The sequence below is a fragment of the Aquamicrobium terrae genome, assembly GCF_052978165.1.
The window spans coordinates 213,435-238,670 of the sequence record NZ_JBRKLZ010000001.1; the positions used below are offsets into that span (position 1 = coordinate 213,435).

The window sequence follows — 25,236 nt, forward strand, 5'->3', positions numbered from 1 at the left end:
AGATCGTGGCAGGGCGGGAGGCCTTGCAGCCGCCCGCCCATGCTCGCCTCAGTCCGCGTATTGGCCGGCGGCTTCGATCACCGGCTTCCAGCGCGTGATTTCGCTTTCGACTTTTTCCTTCAATGCCGCAGGGGTCGCATCTTCCTGAGGCGAAGGCGCGGTGCCCAGTTCGGCGAAGCGGGCGACCACATTTTCATCCTTCAGGGCGAGTTGCAGGGATTTCGACAGCCGATCGACGATCTCGGCCGGTGTTCCCTTCGGCGCATAGAGGCCGTGCCAGATGGAGACTTCCATGCCGTCGACGCCAGCTTCCTTGGTCGTGGGCAGGTCCGGCAGCACCTCCAGCCGCTCGGGCGTGGTGACAGCATAGGCCTTGATGGTGCCGGCCTGGATCTGCTTGGTGGTGTTGGTGGTCTGGTCGCACATGATGTCGACCTGGCTGCCGAGCAGGTCGGTCATCGCCGGGCCGGTGCCCTTGTAGGGAACGGTGACCAGCGGCGTGTCGATGGCGCTCATGAACAGCATGCCGCACAGATGCGAAGCCGCGCCGATGCCGGCATTGGCCACGGTGACCGAATCCTTGTTGGCCTTGGCGTATTCCACCAGCGCCTTGAAGTCGGTCGGCTCGAGATCCTTTCGGGCCACGATGGTCATCGGCACTTCGGTGACGAGCCCGACATATTCGAAGGCGTTGAGCGTATCGTAGGGCAGCTTGCGATAAAGCGTTGCGCTGGTCGCCATGCCGATATGATGGAGAAGCAGCGTGTAGCCGTCCGGTTCGGCCTGCGCCACGCGCGCCGCGCCCAGCGTACCGCCGGCGCCACCGACATTCTCGACCAGAACCTGTTGCCCGAGATCCTTCGACATGGCTTCCGCGACGAGGCGCGTGACGGTATCCGTCGGCCCCCCGGCGGAGAACGGCACGATGACGGTGATGGGACGTTCCGGATAATCGGCCGCGTAGCTGTATGCGGCGGTCATAGAAAGCATTGCACCCATCGCCAGGGCGCCAACCAGTTTCTTCACGTTTTCCTCCCGGGTATCGTTTGCGTCTTGTATCTGCGATCCCATTGTCGTCTCGCGCAGACCCCAGTGCAGGAAACACGACATCCGGGCACCAGCGCAACACAACTATCGGACTATATACCGAGAAATAGAAACGTAAAATAGAAAGTCAAATCAAGAGATTAGGGCGGGCTCTCCGACATGACGCAGGGGCAGGCGGGGCGCTGGCGTCGACCTTTTCCCGCCTTGCGGGTGTCCCGCGATCCTTTTCTAGCCCCCGGCGGCGATCGACAGAACCTTGAACGGCGTGGTGATGACGATGTCGGCGACCGAGCCGACCGCTTGTCCGATGTCCTTGCCGATCGTGCTCATCGGGCTGCCGAAATCGCCATCTTCGGCCGCCGCCAGGCCCGCATGGGTCCTCAGGCTGTCGCCCAGCAATTGCACGAGGACCGGATTGTCGGCGAACTTGGCATGGTTGAGCCTGTCGCCGGAGCTGGCCTGCGTCAGATCGGCCACGATGACCCCGTAGCTGGCCAGATCGGCCGCATCGGAATAGTCGCCGACGCGCGGCTTGTCGCCCGAAATGAACGTGGAGAGCTGGAGGGCGCGGTCGTCGTCCGAGAGCAGCACGACGAAAGGCTTGTCGGGCTTGCCGTAACGCAGCATCTGCTTCTTGAACACATCGACGTCGATGTCCGGCGAAGCAAGCACGACATTGCCGAGCTTGCCGCCAAGGTCGCGGTCGCCGGCTATGGCGAGCTGGCGCAGGGTTTCCATCGTTACCCACGTGCCCATCGAATGGGCGATGATGTCGATGCTTTTGGCCTTGCTCCTGGCCAGCATGCGCAGCGTCGCCTCGAGATCGTCGCGCGCGGCGTTGGCGCTTTCCTTGTCGTAGAGATAACCCGTCGTCCTTGCGTTGGAAGCCCAGGAAAACAGGATGGGCGTCCCGTCATATTTCGTATCGTTCACGATCTGGGTGATGCGGTAGACGCCGTCATCGAAACCGTTGTTGAAGCCATGCACGAAGACCAGCACGCGCCGGTCCTTATGCCGGGCCACGTTGGCATCGATGGCTCGCGCGAACTGCGACGGTTCCTTGTAGAAGCTCACGCTTCGTGCCGTGAAATGCTTGGCCGGGTCGGCCTGAGCGCGGCCCTTGGTGCGCTCGATCCTGCCGGTTTCATGGATACGGGGAACGGTCATGTCGACGCTGGCATAGGCCACGTTGGGGGAGCGGTCGCCACCGAACACGATGCGCGGCTGGTCGATCGACTGGCGTCTTGTGGTGGCCACGAAGATTTCGTGCTCGGCCGAAATATCGGAAGGATTGGCCGGAAAGGACGAGATATTGAGCAGTTCATGGCGGCTGGATGCCATGCATCCAGCCAGCAGTGCAGCAAAAGCGACAACGAACAAGGCTTTCAAGCGCACAGCACCGCTGCTCCCAATATGGCGCCCTATACTTGCGGCGCCGCCTGGACCTGCATCCGCAATATAGGCAGAAACCTGCCTGGTCCAGCCCTGCTTGGATCTGTTCAGGCTTTAGAATGCGCTGGCGGCGGCCTGCTGCGTGACAAGCCGGATGCGGTCCGTGATTTCCCGGTCGCTGGCGAACCCGTCATCCTCGCGCAGGCGCTGGCCCAGCATGCGCACCAGAACCGGATTGTCGGCGAACTTGGTGTGGTTGAAGGAATCCGCGCCCTTCGCCTTGGACAGGTCGACGACCGTCACGCCATAATCGGCCAGTTCCTTGTCGGCACCGGCATAGTCGCCGACGCGCGGGCGCGAACCGGCCAGCATGCCGGACAGCCGCAGCGCCCTGTCGTCCTGCGACAGAAGCAGGATGAACGGCTTTTCCGGTTTGCCGTAGCGGCGCATCTGGCTCTTGAACACGTCGACATCGATGTCGGGCGAGGCCAGCACCACGTCACCCAGCTTGCCGCGCAGGTTGCGGTCGCCGGTGATGGCGAGCTGGCGCAGCGCCTCCATCGTCACCCAGGTGCCCATCGAGTGGGCAACGATATCGATGCGGCGCGCACCGGTTTGCGACAGAAGGCGCAGCGTCACCTCGAGCTGGTCGCGCGCCACGCTGGCGCTCTCCTTGTCGTAGACATAGCTGGTGGTCGAGCCGCCCGAAGCCCAGGAGAACAGGACAGGCGTGCCCGGGTAGCCGGAATCGTGGGCGATCTGGGCCGCACGGTACACGCCGGCATCGAAGCCGGTGTTGTAGCCATGCACGAAAACCATGACGCGGCCGCCGCGCGCGGCAATATCGGCATCCAGTGCCTGGGAGAACTGCGGCCCCGTCTCATACCCGGCGGCATCGGAGGCCATGAAATATTTCGACGGATCGTCGGATCTGCCGCGCTTGCGGCGTTCGATCTGGCCGACCTTGTGCTCGCGTGGCACGGTGACGTTGACGCGGGCGAAGTTGAGCGTGGCCGAGCGTTCACCCTCGAACACCTTGGAACGGTCGGTGGAGCGCTTGCGCGTCGTGGCGATGAAGATCGAGTGGTTCCCGGCAATATCGGTCACTGCGGCGGGCACGAGGACGCTGCCGAGGATTTCTTCCGATCTGTTGGTGGTGCAGCCGGCGACCACCAGGGAAAGCGCGATTGCAAGCAGGGTCTTCAAGGGCACTTCGATGTCCGTCGGTTTCGCCGTGGGCAAGGCATGATGCCAGAGCCCCGCTTCCTCCACCCGCAGAACACGGCGGAAGTAAGTCAAAGCGTCGCTTAGATGAGGCTGGTCCGTTTGCGACAGGTTCGGTGTTGCGCAAATGCCAAAATCGCGGCAGGAACGGATGCTCATTCACGCCACAGGACCGCGCCATGACAAGCTTCGCCGACAGGGTTGGAACTGCCGCCCAGGCGATACGGGAGATTTTTCCCGAAACGCCTTTGCAGGAAAACGACTACCTGTCGCAGAAATATGGGGCGCGCATCCTGCTGAAGCGCGAGGACCTGACGCCGGTGCGCTCCTACAAGATCCGCGGCGCGCTGAATTTCTTCCGCAAGACGCTTGCCGCAGGCAACAAGGCCAGCCTGTTCGTTTGCGCTTCCGCCGGCAACCATGCGCAGGGCTTCGCCTTCGTGTGCCGCCATTTCGGCCGCAAGGGCGTGGTGTTCATGCCGGTGACGACGCCGCAGCAGAAGATCGACAAGACCCGCATGTTCGGCGGGGAGTTCGTCGAGATCAGGCTGATCGGCGACTTCTTCGACGATTGCTATCACGCGGCGCTGGAGTTCACCGAAACCGCCGGCGCTCACATGGTGCCGCCCTTCGACAGCCGCGACATCATCGAGGGACAGGCGACCATCGCGCAGGAGATCATCGAGCAGATCGGCACGGAAAGGGCGCCGGACATCGTCATGCTGCCTGTCGGCGGCGGCGGGTTGGCGGCAGGCGTGACCCAATATTTCGAGGCTGCCGGGCAGGCGCCGCGCTTCCTGTTCTGCGAGCCGTCGGGGGCTCCGAGCCTTGCCCGCAGCCTTGCCGAAGGCAGGCGCGTGAAACTGCCCCGCGTCGACAACTTCGTCGACGGGGCGGCGGTGGCGGAAATCGGCCGCGAGAATTTCCGGCTGCTCAAGGACTTTCCCGCCGAGACGGCGCGCCTCGTACCGGAAAACCGGCTGTGCGCGACCATGATCGAGATGCTGAACGTCGAGGGGGTGGTCCTGGAGCCGGCCGGCGCGCTCACCATCGACGCGCTGAAGGATTTCAGCCGCAAGGAAATCCGCGGCAAGACCATCGTGGCCGTGGTGTCCGGCGGCAATTTCGATTTTGAGCGCCTGCCCGATGTCAAGGAGCGGGCATTGCGCTTCGAAGGGCTGAAGAAATATTTCATCATTCGCCTGCCGCAGCGGCCGGGCGCCCTGCGCGACTTCCTGCAGATGCTCGGACCCGACGACGACATTGCCCGTTTCGAATATCTGAAGAAGTCGGCGCGCAATTTCGGTTCGGTGCTGATCGGCATCGAAACCCGCGACAGCCGCAACTTCACCACGCTCCAGGCGAAGTTCGAGGCCGAGGGCGTGCAGTATCAGGACATTACCGAGAACGAGACGCTGGCGAGCTTCATCATATGAGCGGCAAGGCCACGGGCGATGTGTACATCGTGCTGTTTCGCGGCGTCGGCGGCGCGACCCAGTTGCCGGTGGCAAAGTTGCGTGCGGCGCTCACGAAGGCCGGGTTTGGCCATGTCTCCACCTACATCAACAGCGGCAATGCCATTCTCGCCTCCGACAGGGGCCGACAGGAAACACACAGGCTGATTGGTGATATCGCCCGCCGCGATTTCGGCTTCGACAAGGAGATCATGCTGGCCAGCCGCGACGAGTGGCAGCGGATCATCGACGCCAATCCGTTTCCGGAAGCCGCCGACAGCCCAACGAGGTTGCATGTCTTCGTATTGAAGGACGAACCGAAACAGAAGGATGTGGAGGCGCTACAGGCACGCGCGGCCGGTGAACGGCTCCATGTCAGCGGCAATATTCTCTATCTGCATGTGCCAGACGGTTTCAGCGCCTCCAAACTGCCGCCGGTGGTCGACCGCCTGCTGGGGACGGTGTCGACCGCGCGCAACTGGCGCACCGTCCTTGCACTGGGGAAACTAGCTTCCGAAATCGGCTTGGCGGACTGACTGCCGTTTAGTGCGGCGCTCAGTTTGCCGCCACCACGTCAGCCGAAAAGCGCAGTTCGCGCATCGGCCGCACCTTGGCGGTGGTTTCGGCGTAGATCGGGTCGGCCTTGAACGCGTGCAAGGCGGCTTCGTTTTCGAACTCCGCATAGACGACGATGTCGATCTCGTTCTCGAACAGATCGACCTTGCGGTTCACGGTCACCTCGAAATGCCGTGAATGCGGGATGCGCCCGAGTTCCATCAGCCCGACGCGCACGGCTTCTACGTCCATGCTCGGCTTCACGGTGAAGAACACGATGTGCCGGATCAATTCGGCCTCCTGGGAATCGGTTCGGGAACGGCTGCCGGCATCGGCCGGGGGCGGACATCTTCTGGTCCGGAAGACCGCGTCGCGTCAACCGGCAGGATGTCGCGCCGGAAAATGGTGCAGGTGAACTAGCCGGTGACCATGCGCACGACGTTCTTCACGCTCGTCACCGACGCATCGATGTAACGGCCTCCATTGTAGAGGCCGTCCCAGATGATGAAGCAGGCGATGGTCACGATGATGATCACGTAGCGCATGGCCGCAGACTAGCCGAAATGCAACCCGGCAGCCAGATGGCTTAGCCGGGATGGATCATGTCCTCTGGCCGCACCAAGCGCTCATAGTCGGCTTCGCTGACCAGGCCGGTCTTGAGCGCTTCCTCGCGCAGCGTCGTGCCGTTCTTGTGCGCCGTCTTGGCGATCTTGGCCGCCGCATCGTAGCCGATGGTCGGGGCCAGCGCCGTCACCAGCATCAGCGACCGTTCCAGCGAAGCCCTGATGTTGTCCTCGCGGGCCTCGATGCCGACGACGCAGTTGTCCGTGAAGGACACCGATGCGTCGGCCAGCAGCTTCACCGACTGGAGGAAGTTGTAGGCCATCAGCGGGTTGTAGACGTTCAACTCGAAATGGCCCTGGCTGCCGGCGAAGGTGATGGCGGCATTGTTGCCGAAGACTTGCACGCACACCTGCGTCAGCGCCTCGCATTGGGTCGGATTGACCTTGCCCGGCATGATCGACGAGCCCGGCTCGTTCTCCGGCAGGGCAAGCTCGCCAAGGCCGGCGCGGGGGCCGGAGCCGAGGAAACGGATATCGTTGGCGATCTTGAACAGCGAGGCCGCGACCGTGTTGATCGCGCCATGCGAGAAGACCATGGCATCATGGGCGGCCAGCGCCTCGAACTTGTTCGGTGCCGAGGTGAAGTCGAGCCCGGTGATGGCGGCGATCTTTTCCGCCACCTTCTCGGCGAATCCGACCGGGGCGTTGAGGCCGGTGCCGACCGCGGTGCCGCCCTGCGCAAGCTGCATCAGCGCCGGCAGCGTCATCTCGATGCGCTCGATGCCGTTCTTCACCTGCTGGGAATAGCCGGAGAATTCCTGGCCGAGGGTGAGGGGTGTTGCATCCTGCGTATGGGTGCGGCCGATCTTGACGATATGGTCGAAGGTCTTGGCCTTGGCTTCGAGGGCGGCGTGCAGGTGCTTCAGCGCCGGCAGCAGGTCGTGCGCGATGCGCTCGGCGCAGGCGATGTGCATGGCCGTCGGGTAGGTGTCGTTCGACGACTGGCTCATATTGACATGGTCATTGGGATGAACCGGCTTCTTCGAGCCCATCTCCCCGCCAAGCTTCTCGATCGCCCGGTTGGAGATCACTTCATTGGCGTTCATGTTGGACTGGGTGCCGGAGCCGGTCTGCCAGACCACGAGCGGGAAGTGCTCGTCGAGCTTGCCGTCGATCACTTCCTGCGCGGCCTCGATGATCGCCGCGCCAAGCTTGGGATCGAGCTTGCCGAGCTCCATATTGGCTTCCGCGGCGGCGCGCTTGACGATGCCCAGCGCGCGAACGATGGAGGCCGGCTGCTTTTCCCAGCCGATCTTGAAATTGCCGAGGGACCGTTGCGCCTGCGCACCCCAATAGCGGTCGGCGGCCACTTCGATGGGGCCGAACGTATCGGTTTCGGTTCTGGTCTTGTGAGCGCTCACGGGCAGGTCTCCTGAACAAGCGAATTAGGGTGGCCCCGGCCTATCGCTTTGCCAAGAGGGCTTCAAGCCAAGATTTGAAGCCGGGGCTTCCAAATCGTTTCAATGCCATAGGCGGCGGCGGCAAACTGGACCAGGCCCCGCTCCCGTGCTCAATTGAAGGATCATGAGCGCGCGCATTTTGTTTCGGCTGTCCCGTCGCGAAATGCTGGCCGGAGGTCTTGCATGGACTGCCGGAACCCTTTTGCCGACCGCCACGCAGGCCGCAATCCCGCCCATCGACGCGACCTTCCTGTTCATCTGCGATGTCCATGCCTGCCGAATGGCCAGTGGCCTTAGCCCGAATTGCGCCCAGGAAGGCAAGACCGATGCGAACCTGTTGCGCCACATCGCGGTGCTGAACGCAATCACGGGCAAGGTGTGGCCGGCCGAGATCGACGGCAAGGCGACGCATCTGGAGGCTGCGGGGCAGCGCATCGCGACACCCCTTGGGCTGGTCGTCGGCGGCGACATGACCGATGACAGTGGGGGCCAGACCGTGCAGCCGAGCGAAGGCACGCAATTGCTCCAGTTCAGCCAGCGCTATCAGCAAGGCGCCGGTCCCGACCGGGTGCACATGCCTGTCTATGCCGGCCTTGGCAATCACGATCTCGACCAGAACGGACCACCGCCCCATGTCGACTGGTATCGGCGCGAGTTGCGCGACTACGTGGAGATGAACCACAGGCCGGGCATATTCTTCAAGCCGCCGGTGCCGGCCGCGAATTATGACGTCGATTCCGACTGCTATTCATGGGATTGGGGCGGCCTGCACCTGGTGCAACTGCATCGCTTCGGCGGCGATACGCGGGAAGGAGCGGTAAGCGGGCTGAACTGGCTGGGGCAGGACCTGCAGGCGAACGCCGCCGACGGAAGGCCGGTCGTCCTGTTCCAGCATTATGGATGGGACCCGTTCTCGCTCGAAGTATGGGACAGCGAGCGCAAGACTTTCGACGACACAGGCACCGGAAAGCCCCATTGGTGGAGCAAGGCCGAACAGGCAGCCTTGCTGGCGGTCATAAAGCCTTTCAACGTTATCGGGCTCTTTCACGGCCATCAGCACGAAACCCCGATGATCTATGAGGCAAACGGGTTGGACCTATTCAAGCCGAAGGCAGCCTTCATGGGCGGTTTTGCGCTTGTCCGCGTCACGAACGGTGTGATGGAGGTGGTGCTGGGGGAAGCAAGGGATGATGGGGACGGCATCGCCTTCACCAATGCGTTCACCAGAAAGCTGGGCACGTGAAGCGCCTGCCTGCCCGTCGGCGGAGCGCGAAAAAAGGCGGTCCGCAGACCGCCTTCGCGTGCATATCCCGTGAGGGTCAATCGGCCTACATGGCCTTCTTCACCTTTTCCTTGGTGTCGCCATAGGTTTTCTGAACCTTGCCGGCTGCCTTTTCCGCCTTGCCCTTGAGTTCGGTCTTCTTGCTGCCGGTCAGCTTGCCTGCGGCTTCCTTGACGGCGCCCTTTGCCTGCTTGGCCGCGCCGGCCACCTGATCCTTGTTCACCATGATCGCATCTCCTGGGTTGATTCGCCGACTTCAACGGAGCTGCTGTCGATTTGTTCCGGATTATTCTTTGAGAATAACAGGTTGATGGAAAACCATCACGCATCGCAAAAAGACGCCTCCCGCACCGTTGAATGTGTGGAAGGCGTCTCTTTTGTCGTTAGCCTTTCTCCGGATTTCTCCTTTGAATTGCTTCGACAGGACCAGAACGGCCGGCCGTGAAATTGGTTCCATGCCGGCGTATCTTTTTTCAAAAAAGAAAGGGCGGCCACCGGCCGCCCTTTCCAATTCACGGTGAAAGAACTTCTTAGAAGTCCATGCCGCCCATGCCGCCCATGCCGCCGGGCATGGCCGGAGCCGCGGCTTCCTTCTTCGGAGCGTCGGCGATCATGGCCTCGGTGGTGACCAGCAGGCCGGCGACCGAAGCGGCGTCCTGCAGAGCCGTGCGAACAACCTTGACCGGGTCGACGATGCCGAGCTGGATCAGATCGCCATACTCGTCGTTGGCGGCGTTGTAGCCGTAGGTCGCGCTCTTGTTGTCGAGGATCTTGCCCACGATGATCGAGGCTTCCGCACCGGCGTTGGTAGCGATCTGGCGGGCCGGAGCCTGCAGGGCGCGACGCACGATGTTGATGCCGGCAGCCTGGTCGGCATTGGCGCCGGCAGCCTTGATCGCCTGGGTGGCGCGCAGCAGGGCGACGCCGCCGCCGGGGACGATGCCTTCCTCAACCGCGGCGCGGGTGGCGTTCAGGGCGTCGTCAACGCGGTCCTTCTTCTCCTTGACCTCGACCTCGGTCGAGCCGCCGACGCGGATCACGGCAACGCCACCAGCCAGCTTGGCCAGGCGCTCCTGCAGCTTCTCGCGGTCGTAGTCGGAGGTGGTCTCCTCGATCTGGGCCTTGATCTGGCCAACGCGGCCCTGGATCTCGGCCTTCTTGCCGGCACCGTCGACGATCGTGGTGTTCTCCTTCTCGATGCGCACCTTCTTGGCGCGGCCGAGCATGTTGAGACCGACGTTCTCGAGCTTGATGCCCAGATCCTCGGAGATGACCTGGCCACCGGTGAGGATGGCGATATCCTCCAGCATGGCCTTGCGGCGATCACCGAAGCCCGGAGCCTTGACGGCAGCGATCTTCAGGCCGCCGCGCAGCTTGTTGACGACCAGCGTGGCCAGGGCCTCGCCCTCGACGTCCTCGGCGATGATGACCAGCGGCTTCGAGGTCTGCACGACAGCCTCGAGCACCGGCAGCATGGCCTGCAGGTTGGAGAGCTTCTTCTCGTGGAGCAGGATGTAGGCGTCCTCGAGTTCGGCAATCATCTTGTCGGGATTGGTGATGAAGTAGGGCGACAGGTAGCCGCGGTCGAACTGCATGCCTTCGACGACTTCCAGCTCGGTGTCGGCGGTCTTGGCTTCCTCGACGGTGATGACACCCTCGTTGCCGACCTTCTGCATGGCCTCGGCGATCATCTCGCCGATTTCCTTCTCGCCATTGGCGGAGATGGTGCCGACCTGCGCGACTTCCTCGGAGGTCTTGATCTTCTTGGCCTTCTTGACGAGATCGGCGACGACCTCGGAGACGGCCAGATCGATGCCGCGCTTCAGATCCATCGGGTTCATGCCGGCGGCAACGGCCTTGTGGCCTTCCTGAACGATGGCCTGGGCGAGGACCGTGGCGGTGGTGGTGCCGTCACCGGCCTTGTCGTTGGTCTTGGAAGCGACTTCGCGAACGAGCTGGGCGCCCATGTTCTCGAACTTGTCTTCCAGTTCGATCTCCTTGGCGACGGAGACGCCGTCCTTGGTGATGCGCGGAGCGCCGAAGGACTTGTCGATGACGACGTTGCGGCCCTTGGGACCGAGGGTGACCTTCACCGCGTCGGCGAGGATGTTGACACCGCGCAGCATGCGCTCGCGGGCGTCACGGGAGAATTTTACGTCTTTGGCAGCCATTGCTTACTCCTGGGCCTGTGGCCCGAAATTCGGATTGCAGTGAGTGTTGAAGAATGGGACCGGCCGGATCAGCCGATGATGCCCATGATGTCGGATTCCTTCATGATCAGAAGGTCTTCGCCATTGAGCTTGACTTCGGTGCCCGACCACTTGCCGAACAGGACACGGTCGCCGGCCTTGACGTCGAGGGCAACGAGCTTGCCGCTCTCGTCGCGGGCGCCCGAACCAACGGCGACAATTTCGCCTTCCTGCGGCTTCTCCTTGGCGGTGTCGGGGATGATGATGCCGCCAGCCGTCTTTTCTTCGGACTCGACCCGGCGAACGACCACGCGGTCATGAAGCGGGCGGAACTTCGTCTTTGCCATTTGATTTCCTCGGTCACAATGATGAGAAAGAATTCCCTCCGTCCGGCGCTGCCGGACCTGTTAGCACTCGGCATAACAGAGTGCTAACGGCGAATGAGATAGTCAGCAGCCAGATCGGTGTCAAGGACCGGAAAGCGTTTCATACGCGAATGAATGCGCGCACCCTTTTTTCAGCTCGCCAGCACCATCGCCCAGTAGCGCCACTCGGGACGGTCGGGACCGCTGGCCCAGGCTAGGCCGAAGCGATGGAAGCGGCTGTCGAGCATGTTGTGCCGATGCGGTGGCGAGTTCATCCACATGTCGATGGCGCGGGCGACATCCATGCGGCCTTCTGCAATGTTTTCCGCCGCCGCACCCTTGATTCCGTTGCTCTTCACACGCGTGGGGAACCCTTTTCCGAACCCTGTCGTATGGGTCATGCTGCGGGACGCTGCCATATAGTGTGCCTGCTGCAACGCGGCCCGCTCCAACTGGCTGTCCGGCGAGAGCACGGGCAAGCCCTCGGCATTGCGAATTCCAGCCATCGCGGCGCTGGCCGAGGTCGACGCCCCGCCGCCGGCGCCTTGCCGGGACAGCGACCCGCAGCCGGCCAGCCCGGCAAGTGCGAAAGCACCGGCCCCCAGCACCAGAGTGCGGCGGTTGAGGCATGGCTCAAGGACGGGAAAGGAAAAATCGGATCGGGACATGCTCATGACGCCTGATAGGCTGCCGATCATGGCTTTTGCCGGGCAGCCGGTAAAAATTCCGTAATGGACCGGCAAACGCGCCCCGGTTGCGCGACAGCGATAGCGAAATCTGCTAAGACACGACCGTTTTGAAGTGGCAGCCTGGGGCGGCCATCTGGCGGTGACCGCCCCATCTTGCTTAGGCAGGGAGGAAGGTCATGGCCAGTTTCCACGTTATGACGGACGCGCGCGGCATGCGTGTGCAGCCCGTCGTTCGCCGCATCGGCACCGCCGATATCATGGACGCGCTGCGTCTGGGATTGGATGATTTCCGGCAAAAGCCGTCGCACTATGTTTTCCTGTGCCTGATCTATCCCGTCGTCGGGCTGATCCTGACGCGGTGGACGACCGGGGCAGGGGCCATTCATCTGGTTTATCCGCTGATGTCCGGCTTCGCGCTGCTGGGACCCTTCGCAGCGATCGGGCTTTACGAGATCAGCCGCCGGCGCGAACTGGGCATGGACACCTCCTGGCGGCATGCGCTGGAGCTGCGCTACTCACCGGCCTTGCCGTCCATAGCCGTCGTCGGCATCATGCTGTTCGCCCTGTTCCTGCTCTGGCTCTACACGGCGCAATCCATCTATACGAGCCTGTTCGGCGAGGCGGCGCCAGCCTCCGTCGGCGTTTTCCTCAATGAGGTGCTGACCACGAGGCAGGGCTGGATGCTCATCCTGCTCGGCAATGCCGCCGGCTTCATTTTTGCCGTGGTGGCCCTTGCCACCAGTGTGGTGGCCTTTCCGCTGATGCTCGATCGCGACGCCGGCGCCGTGGCAGCCGTGGAAACCTCGATGCGGGCCGTGTGGGCCAATCCGCTTCCCCTGGCGCTGTGGGGCCTGATCGTCGCCGCCCTTCTGGTGATCGGCGCCATCCCGCTGTTGGCCGGCCTGGCCGTGGTGATGCCTGTGCTCGGCCATTCGACCTGGCACCTTTATCGCAAGCTGGTAGAGCCCGACCGCTCCATGCGGCGGCCGATGTAGAAATGCAAAAGGCCCGGCGCGTGCTTGCGTCCGGGCCTTGGTTTCCACAGCTCTCGTCAGCTGGTGATGCGCAGGTTGGAGAGTTCGTCTGCGATTTCCTTGAAGTCGTCCGAGAGGCTTGCTCCGGTCGCATTCCAGTACAGTTTTGCTGGCTTGGATGGATCGTTCGCATCCATGCGGTACCGGGATTCGGAAGCGCATTCCTTCATCGCTTCAATGGCTTTTTTCTCTGCTGATTTTGACATCGACAGGTCGAGCGAGACTGTCATAATGATGATGTTCGCTTCCTTGGCGTTGCTGCAGAGGGTTTGCAGTTGCTCGTCCAATGCTGCAGTAAAATTGGTGCTGGTGTGCGTAGTCTTGCCGATCTTGTTGCTGGTGTTGAGAAATAGTCGCGTCATTCCCTTATTGTCATAGTTGACGCCTGTGTAGCCGTAGGCGGCATAGGTCGAACGATTCCCGGCATAGCTGGCATCGCTCATAGACGAATAGGTATTGGCACCGTCGGTCAGTACGATCAGCACTTTGTCATTGCCTCTCTCGATTTCCGGGCGGCCTTCGGTGAAGGGTTCGCCACTGGACAAAGTGCGCCAGCCCCATGCCAGACCCTCCGGCACATTGGTGTTGCCACTAGCAGCCATATCATCAATGGCGGTCTTGATAATGTCCTTGCCCTTTTCGTCGCTGATGTCCTGCAACGGTGTTATTGGGCTCGTGGTGCAGGAGTAGTTTGCGTTTCCACTGCCGGTGGCACCGTATGGCTTGGCGACAAAGTACTTGCGCATGTCACGCTGCCGCTCAGAAGAACTCTGGTCTTTGGGCGACAAATTGAATCTTCGCGCATATTCCTGCCAATCCATCCACCAGTTATTCTGGTAGCCTTGAGAGACTGGTTTAAAGTCCTTGTTCTTAGTGGTGGGGTCTTTGTCGACCTTGCCGTCGCGATCGAAGTCCAGCCATACGGTTCCTGGCTCATCAGGTGCGAACATCGGCACGAACATGGACGCCGGGTTGCCCGTTGATGGGGTCGCATCGTTGGCATTGAAGGGAAAGGGCCGCGCCTCGACGCAGCCGTTCCAGCTTGCATATTGGCTTGTCGAATAGACATATTGTCCGGCAGCGTTGCGGGTGCGGGTGGATTCATAGAGAATGTCGTTATAAAGGCTGAAGCGTGTCATGGGATGATCTTCGCTTTCGCCCCAGTTTTTTCCACGTTTGTACCAAACGTCTCCGACCTTCTCGACGTATTTGTCCGGGAAGGGTGAATTGTCTTTGGTCATCGTCGACCAGTCGAAGTTCTCATGGTGGATCGGTGAAATACCCATAGTATCCATCCAGCTTGCCGTGTCGTATTGCGGACCGACATTGACCGACGCTGCGAACGGCACCAGCGAGAACTGGATGGGTCTGTCGACCTGTTTCATCTGATTGGCTTCGAGCGCCATCGTATCGACAAGCTGCTTTGCGGCCGTCTTGAGCAACGCCAGGCGCTGCTGGCCAGTGCCCGAGCCCTTGTTGGTCATCGAACCCGAATTATCGAGTACCAGCGACACTTCCAGTGTGTTCTTGAGGCGCACCTCGGAGCAGGTGATGAAATCGAAATCTCTTGACTGTTGCCCCATCAACATGGCAGCCGCCGGGAAGAAGTACGGCGAATAATTGAGTGAGGCGCACATTTTCATTGAGCCGCCACCGACGCTGTTGTTCGGCAGGGTTACATCGAGACTGGTCTTGGCAGGCTTCACATGGCGCAGATTGGCAAAGTAGAAGTCGTTGGCGTAGGCAATTGCCTTGCTGTCCGTGGCGCCAGCCTGCAATTCGCGCGCCGTGGCGATATTGGCCGCGTCGAGCGCGTTTCGCGTGTCCAGTCGCTGGCGCGACATTTCCGAGTAGTCGACGGCCAAGGCCACGGCACCAAACAACGGCGCCATCAGCAAACCGGTTATCATGGCGTAGTTGCCGCGCTTGTCGGCCAGGAATTTCCGCAACATCTGGCTTCAGCCCCCGCTGCCCAATAATGGTGTCGAGGGCGCACAATCGCAGGAATGGATAAATTTCACGTTTGCGAAATCGCCCGAAAACGCGGCCAATTTTTCAGCCGACGTTAACCAGGCGGCTGCCGGACGAGGCAGGAAAGCTGGTGACAGTCCAAGGCACATCGTTTATCCGGGGCGTCGAAGCCAACAAACCCGACAATTTTCAGCCATGGACATGCCCGCCGACATGACGGTTCATTCCCCCATCATCACTTCGCTCGAGGCCATATCGGGCCGCTATGCAGCTCTGCTCTGCGACGTATGGGGCGTCGTCCACAACGGCGTGGACCATTTCCCGCAAGCCACGGCCGCGCTGGCGGCGGCGCGTGATCGCGGCGTGGCGGTGGTGATGATCACCAACTCGCCCCGTCTCGGTGCCGATGTCACCGCCCAGATGCGGGCGATCGGCGTGCCTGACGGCACCTATGACCGGCTGGTCAGTTCCGGCGATGTGACGCGCGACCTGATCGCCGAGGCGCCGCGGCGGATTTTCCACATCGGCCCCGACCGCGACACCAACATCTATGACGGCCTCGACGTCGAACTGGTTGAGGAATTCGAGGCGCAGGCCGTGGTCTGCACCGGACCGTTCGATGATGAAACCGAGACGCCGGAGGACTATCACGACCTGCTCGTGCGGCTGCGCTCGCGCAACCTGCCGTTCATCTGCGCCAATCCCGACATCGTGGTCGAGCGGGGCGAGAGGCTGATCTGGTGCGCGGGGGCCATCGCCCGCGACTATGGGCAGATGGGCGGCCGCACGCTGATCGCCGGCAAGCCCCATGCTCCGATCTACGACGCCGCGCTCAAGGCGGCTTCCGAGGCCGTCGGACGGAAACTGGAACGCAGCGAGATTCTGGCAATCGGCGACGGCATGATGACCGACATCAAGGGCGCCGTCGGCAACGGATTCGATGCCCTTTACATATCCGGCGGCATCCATGCCCGCGACTATGGCGATCCGCTGGCGCCCGATCCGCAGAGGCTGGAAGCCTTCCTGGCGCAGCACGGCTACAATCCCGTGGCCGTCATGCCGCGCCTCCAATAGGTCTTGTCCATGTTGGAGCGCATGCCCGGAAATGTGCAGCTACCCGCGCATTTGCGCGGCGGCGTCGTGGCCATCGGCAATTTCGATGGCGTCCATCGCGGCCATCAGGCCGTGCTCCGGCGCGCGCTGGCGGAAGCCGAAAAGCGCGGCGTGCCGGCTCTGGTGCTTACGTTCCAGCCGCATCCGCGCAAGTTCTTCCGCCCGCAGGTGCCGCTGTTCGTGTTGACGCCGCCCGAGATGAAGGCGCGCCTGCTTGGCGAGATGGGCTTTGCAGCGGTGGTCGAACAGCCGTTCACGGCGGAACTCGCCACGAAGTCTGCCGAGGATTTCGTCGCCGTCATCCTGCAAGACAATCTGGGCATCTGCCATGCGGTGACCGGCTTCAACTTCCATTTCGGCAAGGATCGCCAGGGTGGCCCGGCCTTCCTGATGGATGCGGGCCAGCGCCATGGCTTCGGCGTGACACTGGTCGACGCCTTTCGCGACGAAGGCGCGCAGATCATCTCCTCGAGCCGCATCCGCGAACTGCTGGTGCAGGGCGATGTCTCGCAGGCGGCCGGCCTGCTCGGCTACCGCTTCACTGTGCAGAGCGAGGTCATAGGCGGGCAGAAGCTTGGCCGCACGCTGGGCTTTCCGACGGCCAATATGTGCCTGCCGGCGGATGTCGCGCTGCGCGAGGGCATCTATGCGGTGCGGTTCCGCCGCGCCGACGGGACGCTGCATGACGGGGTGGCAAGCTTCGGCCGCCGGCCAACCGTGGACGACAATGGCACGCCGCTGCTGGAAACCTTCGTCTTCGATTTTTCCGGCGATCTTTATGGCGAGGTCTGCGAAGTGTCGTTCTTCGGCTATCTGCGCGGAGAAGAAAAGTTCGACGGGCTGGAGGCGCTCGTCGCGCAGATGAAGCGCGACGAGGAGGAGGCGAGGGCGGTTCTGGCCGGCGTGCGGCCGCTGTCCGATCTCGACGCGGCCGTCAGTTTCTGACAGCCACCGCCTATTTCTTCAGCGCCAATCCGAAGGCGATGAAGGTCCAGCCCTGGAAGATCAGGTCGATGGCCAGGAACAGGCCGAGAATCCGCAGGCTGTTGACTGGCCAGCCGAGAGTGATGACGAGACCGGCGAGAATGGTGACGATGCCGGCCGTCACGATCCAGCCGGAGCCCTTCTGCTCCCAGTTCTGGTAGCCGACCCATGCGCGCAGGGCACCCGATGCGACCAGCGCCACGGCCAGCAGGAATGTCAGGGCCACAGAGGCCAGCAGCGGATTGTAGAAGGCGAAGATGCCGGCAAGCGCATAAAGCAGGCCGCTGCCGAGCCAGAAGAAGAAGCGACCCCACGTCTTCACGCCGAAGGCATGGATGATCTCGATAATGCCGGAAAACAGCATCAGCCAACCGACGAAATAGACCGAGGCGACGGTGGCGATGTACAGATTTCCGAAGGCGATGCCGCCGAGGATGAGCAGCAGCACCCCGAGTGCCACGAACCATCCCCATTTGCCGCGCACTTCGTCAGTGACGCCGCGAATCGTGTTGCTGTCGAAAGTCATGGTTCCTCTCCTGACTGAGAACCCGTCCACGACCACAGGCTAGTACCGCCGCCGCACGGCGTCCAGCTTCCACAACCCCCATAACATTCCGGATTTAAATCAAATTTTACCGAATTTCGCGCAACAGTTGCTGCAACTCCCATTTGTATTGCGTAAACGGTGAGACATGCGTGTGCTGAAGACCACATCCGCCCTGGCGGCGATGATCGCTTTTGGCCTGCCCGGTGCGGCGAATGCTGCCGACGGGATCGGTGGGTGGCTGTCCGGCGACTGGTATCTTACCGTGGGCGCGACCGCGATGGTGGCGCCGGATTTCGAGGGCAGCAAGAAGTACCTTCTCAGCGCAACGCCGATCATTTCACTTGGCAAGGCCGGCAACCCGGTGCGGTTTTCGTCGCGCAACGACAATATCTCTCTTGCCTTGGTCGATCAGGGCGACCTGCGCGTCGGTTTGGCCGGCAAGTTCCTGTGGAAGCGCGACAATGACGAAGACGGCATTCGCGGCCTAGATCCCGTCAGATGGGGCGGCGAGGTCGGCGGCTTCTTCGAGTTCTATCCCCTGGATTGGCTGCGCATGCGCGCCGAGGCGCGGCAGGGCATCCGTGCCCACAAGGGCGTGGTTGCCGACATTGCCGTCGATGCCTTCCACGATGTCACGCCGAAAATCCGCATCTCGGGCGGGCCGCGCGTTTCCTTCGCGTCCTCCAAGTATTTCGATGCCTATTACGGTGTCAGTGCCGACGAAAGCGGGCGATCCGGCATCAGTGAGTATGATCCCGGCGGCGGTGTCCGGGCAATCGGTGTCGGCGGCGCCATCACCTGGAAGGTCAGCGATCCTGTCACGACCAGCCTGTTCGGCGAATATTCCCGATTGAAAGGGCCGGCGGCCGATTCCAGCATCGTGCGCGAGCGCGGTTCGCGCGACCAGTTCACGGTCGGCGTTTCGGCCACCTATCGCTTCGACTTTACCATGTAGCGGCCTTTATTCTTCGCCGTTCATGGGTTAGAAGCGCGGCCATGACACGCCAGCCGCGCCATGTTGTGTTCGCGATACGAATTACCAGCCCGGTGTTCCGGGCGGGCTGAGGTGAAACTCGCCTGCCGGAGCCGCCGGGAATTGTGGCGCGCGCAACCCGCGCATTTTCCAGAATTGTGAATTTCAAGCCCAGAGTCCGTTACGACCGGGCAATTGATATGGCGAACCGATGACTGATACCGTCGAGACGATCGATTATTCCAAGACACTCTATCTGCCGCAGACGAATTTTCCGATGCGCGGCGGATTGCCGGAGAAGGAGCCGCAGATCGTGGCCCGCTGGCAGGAGATGGACCTTTACAAGCTGCTGCGTGAGGATGCCGCCGGCCGGCCGAAATATGTGCTGCATGACGGCCCGCCCTATGCCAACGGCACCATCCATATCGGCCACGCGCTGAACAAGATCCTCAAGGACGTCATCACCCGCTCGTTCCAGATGCGCGGCTACGACTCCAACTACGTCCCGGGCTGGGATTGCCACGGTCTGCCGATCGAATGGAAGATCGAGGAGAAATATCGCGCCGCCGGCAAGAACAAGGACGAGGTGCCGATCAACGAGTTCCGGCAGGAATGCCGCGAATTCGCCCAGCACTGGATCGATGTGCAGACGCAGGAGTTCCTGCGATTGGGCGTGATCGGCGACTTCAAGAAGCCCTACACGACGATGAATTTCCACGCCGAGGCGCGCATCGCCGGCGAGCTGCTGAAATTCGCCATGTCGGGCCAGCTCTATCGCGGCTCCAAGCCGGTGATGTGGTCCGTGGTTGAACGTACCGCACTGGCCGAGGCCGAGGTCGAATATCAGGATTATGAGAGCGACACGATCTGGGTGAAGTTCCCTGTGGCCGGCAGCGCATCATCGCTGGCGGGCGCGGCGGTCGTCATCTGGACCACCACGCCGTGGACCATCCCCGGCAACCGCGCCGTCGCCTACTCGCCGCGCATTGCCTACGGCCTGTATGAGGTTACGGCAGCCGAGAATGATTTCGGGCCGCAGCCCGGCGAAAAACTGATCTTCGCGGATGCACTGGCTGAAGAGGCTTTCGCCAAGGCCAAGCTGCAATTCAAGCGCCTGCGGGACGTGAGCGCCGATGAGCTGGCAGCCATCACGCTGGCCCATCCGCTCGCCGGTTTCGGCGGCGGCTATGAATTTGCGGTTCCCATGCTTCCCGGCGATCATGTCACCGACGACGCCGGCACGGGCTTCGTGCATACCGCGCCGGGGCATGGCCGCGAGGACTTCGACGCATGGATGGATGCGGCACGCGACCTCGCCGCGCGCGGCATCGACACGGCAATCCCCTTCACCGTGGACGATGCCGGCTTCTTCACCAAGGACGCGCCGGGGTTCGGGCCGGATCGCGAAGGCGGCGCTGCGCGCGTCATCGACGACAACGGCAAGAAGGGCGATGCCAACAAGGCCGTGATCGAGGCGCTGATCGCCAAAAACATGCTGTTCGCGCGCGGGCGGCTCAAGCATTCCTATCCGCATTCGTGGCGGTCCAAGAAGCCGGTGATCTTCCGCAACACGCCGCAATGGTTCGTCTACATGGACAAGGACCTGGGCGACAACACCACGCTTCGCTCCCGCGCCCTGAATGCCATCGACGCCACCCGCTTCGTGCCGGCGGCAGGGCAGACCCGCCTGCGCGCCATGATCGAGGACCGGCCTGACTGGGTGCTCTCGCGCCAGCGCGCCTGGGGCGTGCCGATCTGCGTGTTCGCCGACGAGGACGGCAATATCCTGAAGGACGAGGCGGTCAATGCCCGCATTCTCGAAGCCTTCGAGCAGGAAGGAGCCGATGCGTGGTTTGCCGAAGGCGCGCGCGAGCGCTTCCTCGGTTCGCGCGCCAACGAGCCGTGGCGGATGGTGACCGACATTCTCGATGTCTGGTTCGATTCCGGTTCCACGCACACCTTCACGCTGGAAGACCGCCCCGATCTCAAATGGCCGGCGGATGTCTACCTGGAAGGTTCGGACCAGCATCGCGGCTGGTTCCATTCCTCCCTGCTGGAAAGCTGCGGCACGCGGGGCAGGGCGCCCTACGACACGGTTGTCACCCATGGCTTCACCATGGACGAGGACGGCCGCAAGATGTCGAAGTCGCTCGGCAATGTCGTCGTGCCGCAGGAGGTGATGGCCAAGTCGGGCGCCGACATCCTGCGCCTGTGGGTGATGACGACCGACTACTGGGAAGACCAGCGGCTCGGCAAGAACGTGCTGCAAACCAACATCGACGCCTATCGTAAGCTGCGCAATACGATCCGCTGGATGCTGGGCACACTTGCCCATGACGAGGGCGAGGATGTGCCGCTGGCCGAGATGCCGGAGCTGGAGCAGCTGATGCTGCACCGGCTCGCCGAGCTCGATGAGGTGGTCCGCTCCGGCTATGACGGCTTCGAGTTCAAGCGAATCACCCGCGCATTGCTCGACTTCATGGTGGTCGAACTGTCGGCCTTCTACTTCGATATCCGCAAGGATGCCCTGTACTGCGACGCGCCGTCCAGCCTCAAACGCAAGGCCGCGGTTCAGGTGGTGCGCCATCTGTTCGATTGCCTGGTGAAGTGGCTGGCCCCCATGCTGCCCTTCACCACGGAAGAGGCATGGGCGGACCGCTACCCGCAGGCGCGCTCGGTGCACCTGGAGCAGTTCCCGCAGGTTCCGTCCGACTGGCGCAACGACGAACTGGCCGCGAAATGGCGCAAGGTGCGGCAGGTGCGCAGCGTCATCACCGGGGCTCTGGAACTGGAGCGGGCCAAGAAGACCATCGGCTCGTCGCTGGAGGCCGTGCCGGTCGTTCATATCTCCGATGATGCGCTTTTGCAGGCGATCGCCGATGTCGATCTCGCCGAGATCGCCATCACCAGCGATCTCAGCGTCGCGCGGGATGCCGCGCCGGCCGATGCCTTCACGCTGCGCGAGGTTCCGGGCGTTGCCGTGGTGATCGAGAAGGCGGCTGATCGGGGCCTGCGCAAATGCGCGCGCTCGTGGCGCTATACGGCCGATGTCGGAAGCGACCCCGCATTCCCCGATGTCTCGGCCCGCGATGCGGCCGTTCTGCGCGAATTGGAAGCGCTTGGCCGTCTTTGATCGGCAAGAGGGCAGCGCGTAGATCGAGCGCGCGTTGCCCTTGGCCCGGGCTTGAGGTAAAGACCATGGCTTCCGCCGACAAATTGTCGCCGGATTTACCATTACAAGGACAGGACAGAATCTGCCCGTGTCCGGCCGGCATCAATCAGGGGGCCGCTCTAAGTGAGTTTCTTCGGCATGACTGACACCCACCGTGGCCGTTTGGCCGTGCTGGCTTCGCTCGCCACTTCGGGCCTGCTGCTGGCCGGCTGCGTTTCCTCGCCCACTTACGGCACCGACAAGACGGCCACGGAGCAGCTTGCGACCGATCTCAGCAGCGCGCTGACCTTCGCGCCGCCGAAGCGCGAGAAGATCGACTACAAGCCGCGGCCTGAATTGGTGAAGCCGGCCCCGGGCCAGAAGGGCAACCTGCCCGCGCCGCAGGACAATGTCGTCCAGACCGCCAGCACCCAGTGGCCGGAATCGCCCGAGCAGCGCCGCGACCGCATCCGTGCCAACGCGACGGCCAATCAGAACAACCGTTTCTATGAATCGGAAATCATCAACGACCTGCCGGCCGAGAGCAGGGGCGAAGCTCCGAAGGAGGTCTCGGACAAGTTTGATCTCACCGAGAACGCCCGTGTGGCGAAGGCCCAGCGCCCCGAAATCCAGAAGCGCCTTGCCCAGTCGCGTCAGGGCAGCCCGACCACCCGGCGCTATCTGAGCGAGCCGCCGCTCGACTATCGTGTGGCCGCCACCACCGCGCCACAGGACGAGTTGGGTGAGGACGAGAGCGTCAAGGAGCGTCGACTGAAGCGGGCCGCCACCAAGAAGGGTGGCCTGCGCGACTGGCTGCCCTGGTAAGCTTTATCCTTGAGGTATAGGTGCTTAGCGCCTTGCCTTGAAAAAATCCTTCAACAAGGCGGACGCCTCCGTTTCCCCCAAGCCGGAATAGACGTCCGGTGTGTGGTGGCAGGTGGGTTGGGAGAAGAACCTCACGCCTGAAACCACCGCGCCGCCTTTTTCATCCGCAGCGCCGAAATACAGCCGACGCAGCCGGGCGAAGGAGATTGCCGCCGCGCACATGGTGCAAGGCTCCAGCGTCACATAGAGATCGCATCCGCCGAGCCGCTCGGCCGATAGTTTGGCAGCGGCCTCCCGGATGACCAGCATCTCGGCATGGGCGGTCGGGTCGGCGAGTTCGCGGGTACGGTTGCCGGCTTCGGCAATGATGTCCCCATCCGCCACAAGCACGGCGCCGATCGGCACCTCGCCGCGCTTTGCCGCCTCTTTTGCCTGCTGAAGCGCAAGGGCCATGAAGTCCGGTCGCTTCATGCAGGCTGTTCTCCTATTATCCACTCGCAAGCCGATGGCTCTCCTGCTATCTAGCCCGCCAAAAGAGCAAACACCACATGACCGAAGACGACAGATCAAAACGCAGACCCGGCGCGAAGTCCGGCGGGCGCCATGAACGCGGGCCGGGTACCGACAAGAGCTTCTCCAAGCCGGGGGGCAAGAGCTTTTCCAAGCGCGCGGGAGAAGATTCCCGCTCTGAGCGCCCGAAACGCAAGTTCGACGGCCCCAAGCGCGCCGACGGACCCGGGAAATTCGAGGGCAGCGAACGCCCAAAGCGCGATTTTGCGCGGGACGAGCGCCCGAAGCGTGATTTCAAGCGCTCCGACCGGCCTCAGGATGCCGAGGCACGGGCGGAGCGGCCCTTCCGCAAGGGACCACGCCCTGAAGGCAAGCCGTTCCGCAAGCGGGAAGGCGAGGAGCGCCCGTTCCGCGCCTATGACGGAGATAAGCGCCGGGCTGAAGGCGGTGAGCGGCCGCAGCGCGATTTCCGGCAGGACAGGCGTCCGCGCGAGGACGGCGATGCGCCCCGAGGTGAGAAAAACCGGGGCGAAAACAGGTTCGGCAAGGGGCCGCGTCCCGGCGGAAAGCCTTTCGCCAAGCGGGAAGAGGGCGACAGGCCGTTCGTCCGCCGCAGTGAAGGCGGTTCAGGTTTTTCCAAAGGCCCGCGCACGGATCGCCCCCAGCGGGACTTCTCCGGCGGTCGCAAGCCGGCTGGACAGTTCAAGCCACGGCCACGTCCGGCCGCCGGGGAGGAAGAGACCGGCGAGCGCATCGCCAAGAGGCTGGCGCGCGCCGGTATCGCCTCGCGCCGCGATGCCGAGGAGTTGATCGCTGCCGGTCGCGTTCGCGTCAACGGCGCGGTGCTCGATTCGCCCGCCTTCAACGTGCAGCCGAACGACATCATTCTGGTCGACGGTATCGAGATCCCGCCGATCGAGCGCACGCGCCTGTTCCTGTTCCACAAGCCGGCAGGCGTCGTCACCACCAACCGCGACCCGGAAGGGCGCAAGACGGTATTCGATGTCCTGCCCGAAGGCCTGCCGCGCCTGATGACCATCGGCCGCCTCGACATCAACACAGAGGGGCTGCTTCTGCTGACCAATGACGGCGGACTGGCGCGGGTGCTGGAACTGCCCGCGACCGGCTGGCTGCGGCGCTACCGCGTTCGCGTGCACGGCAAGGTCGATGAAAAGGCACTGGCCGATCTCAAGAACGGCATCGCGGTCGACGGCGTGTTCTATGGCGGCGCCGAAGCCGCGCTGGAACGTGTCCAGGGCACCAACGCCTGGCTGAACATCGGCCTGCGTGAGGGCAAGAACCGTGAAGTGCGCAATATTCTCGGCGCGCTTGGCCTTGAGGTCAATCGCCTCATCCGCATCTCCTATGGCCCGTTCCAGTTGAACGAACTGCCGGAAGGTCATGTGCTGGAGATCAAGGGGCGGATGCTGCGCGACCAGTTGGGCGAACGGCTGGTCGAGGAATCGGGCGCCAATTTCGATGCCGAGATCGCCAAGCCGTTTTCCAACAAGCCGGTCCGGGGCGAGAAGCGCCGTGATGGCGAGGGTGACGATGCAAGGCCGGCGTCGAAGAAGTCGTCGCGGCTGGATATAGGCGAGGGCGGCCTCATCAAGCGTCGCAAGATGCGCGAGAGCAGCCGCGACGAGGCGCTGGGCAAGCTTTCCACCCGTCCGAAACCCGGTTTCGGCCTCAAGCCGCCACGCAAGGCGGAAGGCGGCAAGGAGGGTCTGCACAAGAAGGAGCGTCCGCCGCTGGAGCCGCCCGGCCAGCGCAAGGCCAATGTGTGGATGGCGCCCGGCGCACGGCCGGTACGCGAGCGCGAGCCCGATGCCGGCAAGCATGGGACGAGGGCGCCCCGCAAACCCGCAGGCCGTGGGGGTTCGGGCAAGGGACCGAAGAGGTCGTAGC

At 62.8% G+C, this 25,236-nt stretch carries 23 protein-coding genes; 10 read left to right on the forward strand and 13 right to left on the reverse strand.

The window, feature by feature from the left end; all coding sequences use genetic code 11:
* Positions 1 to 48 precede the first annotated feature (48 nt).
* The 3 genes from ACVCNR_RS01265 to ACVCNR_RS01275 all read right to left on the reverse strand — a co-directional run bounded on the left by ACVCNR_RS01265 (position 49) and on the right by ACVCNR_RS01275 (position 3,651).
* Positions 49 to 1,071 carry a tripartite tricarboxylate transporter substrate-binding protein gene (locus tag ACVCNR_RS01265; protein ID WP_447073511.1) on the reverse strand — a complete coding sequence of 341 codons (1,023 nt, stop codon included), beginning with the start codon at positions 1,069 to 1,071 and terminating at the stop codon, positions 49 to 51.
* 204 nt (positions 1,072 to 1,275) lie between these two features.
* Positions 1,276 to 2,388, reverse strand: coding sequence for an alpha/beta hydrolase (locus tag ACVCNR_RS01270; RefSeq protein WP_447073513.1), 1,113 nt, complete (start codon positions 2,386 to 2,388; stop codon positions 1,276 to 1,278).
* 165 nt (positions 2,389 to 2,553) lie between these two features.
* Entirely contained in the window at positions 2,554 to 3,651 is a 1,098-nt protein-coding gene (locus tag ACVCNR_RS01275) for an alpha/beta hydrolase (protein ID WP_447073514.1), read from the reverse strand.
* A 191-nt stretch (positions 3,652 to 3,842) separates the two neighbouring features.
* Here ACVCNR_RS01275 and ilvA point away from each other — a divergent pair, with 191 nt between their 5' ends.
* Together ilvA and ACVCNR_RS01285 are read left to right on the forward strand one after the other, a co-directional pair.
* Positions 3,843 to 5,099, forward strand: coding sequence for a threonine ammonia-lyase IlvA (gene ilvA / locus ACVCNR_RS01280; RefSeq protein WP_447073516.1), 1,257 nt, complete (start codon positions 3,843 to 3,845; stop codon positions 5,097 to 5,099).
* The gene (locus ACVCNR_RS01285; protein WP_447073517.1) at positions 5,096 to 5,653 is read left to right on the forward strand and encodes a DUF1697 domain-containing protein; all 558 of its coding nucleotides are present in this window, start codon (positions 5,096 to 5,098) and stop codon (positions 5,651 to 5,653) included. Before ilvA ends, ACVCNR_RS01285 begins: the two co-directional genes overlap by 4 nt.
* Positions 5,654 to 5,672: 19 nt before the next feature.
* Here ACVCNR_RS01285 and ACVCNR_RS01290 read toward each other — a convergent pair whose 3' ends face one another.
* From ACVCNR_RS01290 to fumC, 3 genes are all read right to left on the reverse strand, one after another.
* Positions 5,673 to 5,963, reverse strand: a complete 291-nt coding sequence (locus ACVCNR_RS01290) for a Dabb family protein (protein WP_354195693.1) — start codon at positions 5,961 to 5,963, stop codon at positions 5,673 to 5,675.
* Between the two features lie 125 nt (positions 5,964 to 6,088).
* Positions 6,089 to 6,217, reverse strand: a complete 129-nt coding sequence (locus tag ACVCNR_RS01295; RefSeq protein WP_354195691.1) for a hypothetical protein — start codon at positions 6,215 to 6,217, stop codon at positions 6,089 to 6,091.
* Between the two features lie 41 nt (positions 6,218 to 6,258).
* A complete protein-coding gene (gene fumC, locus ACVCNR_RS01300) occupies positions 6,259 to 7,656 on the reverse strand; it encodes a class II fumarate hydratase (RefSeq protein ID WP_447073519.1) in 1,398 nt (465 codons plus the stop codon).
* 163 nt (positions 7,657 to 7,819) lie between these two features.
* Between fumC and ACVCNR_RS01305 the strand changes: the two genes are divergently transcribed.
* Complete coding sequence (locus ACVCNR_RS01305; RefSeq protein WP_447073520.1) at positions 7,820 to 8,938, forward strand: metallophosphoesterase; 1,119 nt, start codon at positions 7,820 to 7,822, stop codon at positions 8,936 to 8,938.
* A gap of 85 nt (positions 8,939 to 9,023) precedes the next feature.
* Here the strand turns inward: ACVCNR_RS01305 and ACVCNR_RS01310 are convergent, their stop codons facing one another.
* The 4 genes from ACVCNR_RS01310 to ACVCNR_RS01325 form a co-directional block, all read right to left on the reverse strand.
* Positions 9,024 to 9,203 carry a CsbD family protein gene (locus ACVCNR_RS01310; protein ID WP_354195687.1) on the reverse strand — a complete coding sequence of 60 codons (180 nt, stop codon included), beginning with the start codon at positions 9,201 to 9,203 and terminating at the stop codon, positions 9,024 to 9,026.
* Between the two features lie 304 nt (positions 9,204 to 9,507).
* Positions 9,508 to 11,148 (reverse strand): chaperonin GroEL, encoded by a 1,641-nt coding sequence (groL, locus tag ACVCNR_RS01315; RefSeq protein ID WP_354195685.1) that lies wholly within the window; start codon positions 11,146 to 11,148, stop codon positions 9,508 to 9,510.
* Between the two features lie 68 nt (positions 11,149 to 11,216).
* Positions 11,217 to 11,513 carry a co-chaperone GroES gene (gene groES / locus ACVCNR_RS01320; RefSeq protein WP_035026152.1) on the reverse strand — a complete coding sequence of 99 codons (297 nt, stop codon included), beginning with the start codon at positions 11,511 to 11,513 and terminating at the stop codon, positions 11,217 to 11,219.
* Between the two features lie 170 nt (positions 11,514 to 11,683).
* Positions 11,684 to 12,199 carry a CAP domain-containing protein gene (locus ACVCNR_RS01325; protein WP_447073521.1) on the reverse strand — a complete coding sequence of 172 codons (516 nt, stop codon included), beginning with the start codon at positions 12,197 to 12,199 and terminating at the stop codon, positions 11,684 to 11,686.
* Between the two features lie 197 nt (positions 12,200 to 12,396).
* Between ACVCNR_RS01325 and ACVCNR_RS01330 the strand changes: the two genes are divergently transcribed.
* Positions 12,397 to 13,215 carry a DUF2189 domain-containing protein gene (locus tag ACVCNR_RS01330; protein ID WP_447073522.1) on the forward strand — a complete coding sequence of 273 codons (819 nt, stop codon included), beginning with the start codon at positions 12,397 to 12,399 and terminating at the stop codon, positions 13,213 to 13,215.
* Positions 13,216 to 13,271: 56 nt separating this feature from the next.
* On the opposite strand, the gene ACVCNR_RS01335 is transcribed toward ACVCNR_RS01330, so the two are convergent.
* On the reverse strand, positions 13,272 to 15,206 hold the full coding sequence (locus tag ACVCNR_RS01335) for a pilus assembly protein TadG-related protein (protein WP_447073523.1): 1,935 nt from the start codon (positions 15,204 to 15,206) through the stop codon (positions 13,272 to 13,274).
* A 232-nt stretch (positions 15,207 to 15,438) separates the two neighbouring features.
* Here ACVCNR_RS01335 and ACVCNR_RS01340 point away from each other — a divergent pair, with 232 nt between their 5' ends.
* A complete protein-coding gene (locus ACVCNR_RS01340) occupies positions 15,439 to 16,299 on the forward strand; it encodes a TIGR01459 family HAD-type hydrolase (protein ID WP_447073524.1) in 861 nt (286 codons plus the stop codon).
* A gap of 21 nt (positions 16,300 to 16,320) precedes the next feature.
* Positions 16,321 to 17,283, forward strand: coding sequence for a bifunctional riboflavin kinase/FAD synthetase (locus ACVCNR_RS01345; protein ID WP_447073526.1), 963 nt, complete (start codon positions 16,321 to 16,323; stop codon positions 17,281 to 17,283).
* Between the two features lie 10 nt (positions 17,284 to 17,293).
* Here ACVCNR_RS01345 and ACVCNR_RS01350 read toward each other — a convergent pair whose 3' ends face one another.
* A complete protein-coding gene (locus tag ACVCNR_RS01350; protein WP_354195672.1) occupies positions 17,294 to 17,848 on the reverse strand; it encodes an HdeD family acid-resistance protein in 555 nt (184 codons plus the stop codon).
* 202 nt (positions 17,849 to 18,050) lie between these two features.
* On the opposite strand from ACVCNR_RS01350, the gene ACVCNR_RS01355 reads away from it, so the two are divergent.
* From ACVCNR_RS01355 to ACVCNR_RS01365, 3 genes are all read left to right on the forward strand, one after another.
* Entirely contained in the window at positions 18,051 to 18,824 is a 774-nt protein-coding gene (locus tag ACVCNR_RS01355; protein WP_354196015.1) for a MipA/OmpV family protein, read from the forward strand.
* A gap of 229 nt (positions 18,825 to 19,053) precedes the next feature.
* The gene (gene ileS / locus ACVCNR_RS01360; protein ID WP_447073528.1) at positions 19,054 to 21,975 is read left to right on the forward strand and encodes an isoleucine--tRNA ligase; all 2,922 of its coding nucleotides are present in this window, start codon (positions 19,054 to 19,056) and stop codon (positions 21,973 to 21,975) included.
* Between the two features lie 177 nt (positions 21,976 to 22,152).
* On the forward strand, positions 22,153 to 22,818 hold the full coding sequence (locus ACVCNR_RS01365) for a hypothetical protein (protein WP_447073529.1): 666 nt from the start codon (positions 22,153 to 22,155) through the stop codon (positions 22,816 to 22,818).
* A gap of 24 nt (positions 22,819 to 22,842) precedes the next feature.
* On the opposite strand, the gene ACVCNR_RS01370 is transcribed toward ACVCNR_RS01365, so the two are convergent.
* On the reverse strand, positions 22,843 to 23,289 hold the full coding sequence (locus ACVCNR_RS01370; RefSeq protein WP_354195666.1) for a nucleoside deaminase: 447 nt from the start codon (positions 23,287 to 23,289) through the stop codon (positions 22,843 to 22,845).
* 77 nt (positions 23,290 to 23,366) lie between these two features.
* Here ACVCNR_RS01370 and ACVCNR_RS01375 point away from each other — a divergent pair, with 77 nt between their 5' ends.
* A complete protein-coding gene (locus tag ACVCNR_RS01375; protein WP_447073531.1) occupies positions 23,367 to 25,235 on the forward strand; it encodes a pseudouridine synthase in 1,869 nt (622 codons plus the stop codon).
* The last annotated feature ends 1 nt before the right edge of the window (position 25,236 follow it).

Excerpts from the sequence above, each read along its gene's own strand:
- ACVCNR_RS01305 (WP_447073520.1), top strand. The coding sequence starts at position 7,820 with ATGAGCGCGCGCATTTTGTTTCGGCTGTCCCGTCGCGAAATGCTGGCC.
- ACVCNR_RS01295 (WP_354195691.1), bottom strand. The coding sequence starts at position 6,217 with ATGCGCTACGTGATCATCATCGTGACCATCGCCTGCTTCATCATCTGG.
- ACVCNR_RS01335 (WP_447073523.1), bottom strand. The coding sequence starts at position 15,206 with ATGTTGCGGAAATTCCTGGCCGACAAGCGCGGCAACTACGCCATGATA.
- ACVCNR_RS01365 (WP_447073529.1), top strand. The coding sequence starts at position 22,153 with ATGACTGACACCCACCGTGGCCGTTTGGCCGTGCTGGCTTCGCTCGCC.
- ACVCNR_RS01270 (WP_447073513.1), bottom strand. The coding sequence starts at position 2,388 with ATGGCATCCAGCCGCCATGAACTGCTCAATATCTCGTCCTTTCCGGCC.
- ACVCNR_RS01350 (WP_354195672.1), bottom strand. The coding sequence starts at position 17,848 with ATGACTTTCGACAGCAACACGATTCGCGGCGTCACTGACGAAGTGCGC.
- ilvA (WP_447073516.1), top strand. The coding sequence starts at position 3,843 with ATGACAAGCTTCGCCGACAGGGTTGGAACTGCCGCCCAGGCGATACGG.
- ileS (WP_447073528.1), top strand. The coding sequence starts at position 19,054 with ATGACTGATACCGTCGAGACGATCGATTATTCCAAGACACTCTATCTG.
- ACVCNR_RS01325 (WP_447073521.1), bottom strand. The coding sequence starts at position 12,199 with ATGTCCCGATCCGATTTTTCCTTTCCCGTCCTTGAGCCATGCCTCAAC.
- ACVCNR_RS01355 (WP_354196015.1), top strand. The coding sequence starts at position 18,051 with ATGATCGCTTTTGGCCTGCCCGGTGCGGCGAATGCTGCCGACGGGATC.
- groES (WP_035026152.1), bottom strand. The coding sequence starts at position 11,513 with ATGGCAAAGACGAAGTTCCGCCCGCTTCATGACCGCGTGGTCGTTCGC.
- ACVCNR_RS01370 (WP_354195666.1), bottom strand. The coding sequence starts at position 23,289 with ATGAAGCGACCGGACTTCATGGCCCTTGCGCTTCAGCAGGCAAAAGAG.
- ACVCNR_RS01330 (WP_447073522.1), top strand. The coding sequence starts at position 12,397 with ATGGCCAGTTTCCACGTTATGACGGACGCGCGCGGCATGCGTGTGCAG.
- ACVCNR_RS01265 (WP_447073511.1), bottom strand. The coding sequence starts at position 1,071 with ATGGGATCGCAGATACAAGACGCAAACGATACCCGGGAGGAAAACGTG.
- ACVCNR_RS01345 (WP_447073526.1), top strand. The coding sequence starts at position 16,321 with ATGCCCGGAAATGTGCAGCTACCCGCGCATTTGCGCGGCGGCGTCGTG.
- ACVCNR_RS01285 (WP_447073517.1), top strand. The coding sequence starts at position 5,096 with ATGAGCGGCAAGGCCACGGGCGATGTGTACATCGTGCTGTTTCGCGGC.
- ACVCNR_RS01310 (WP_354195687.1), bottom strand. The coding sequence starts at position 9,203 with ATGGTGAACAAGGATCAGGTGGCCGGCGCGGCCAAGCAGGCAAAGGGC.
- ACVCNR_RS01340 (WP_447073524.1), top strand. The coding sequence starts at position 15,439 with ATGACGGTTCATTCCCCCATCATCACTTCGCTCGAGGCCATATCGGGC.
- ACVCNR_RS01375 (WP_447073531.1), top strand. The coding sequence starts at position 23,367 with ATGACCGAAGACGACAGATCAAAACGCAGACCCGGCGCGAAGTCCGGC.
- groL (WP_354195685.1), bottom strand. The coding sequence starts at position 11,148 with ATGGCTGCCAAAGACGTAAAATTCTCCCGTGACGCCCGCGAGCGCATG.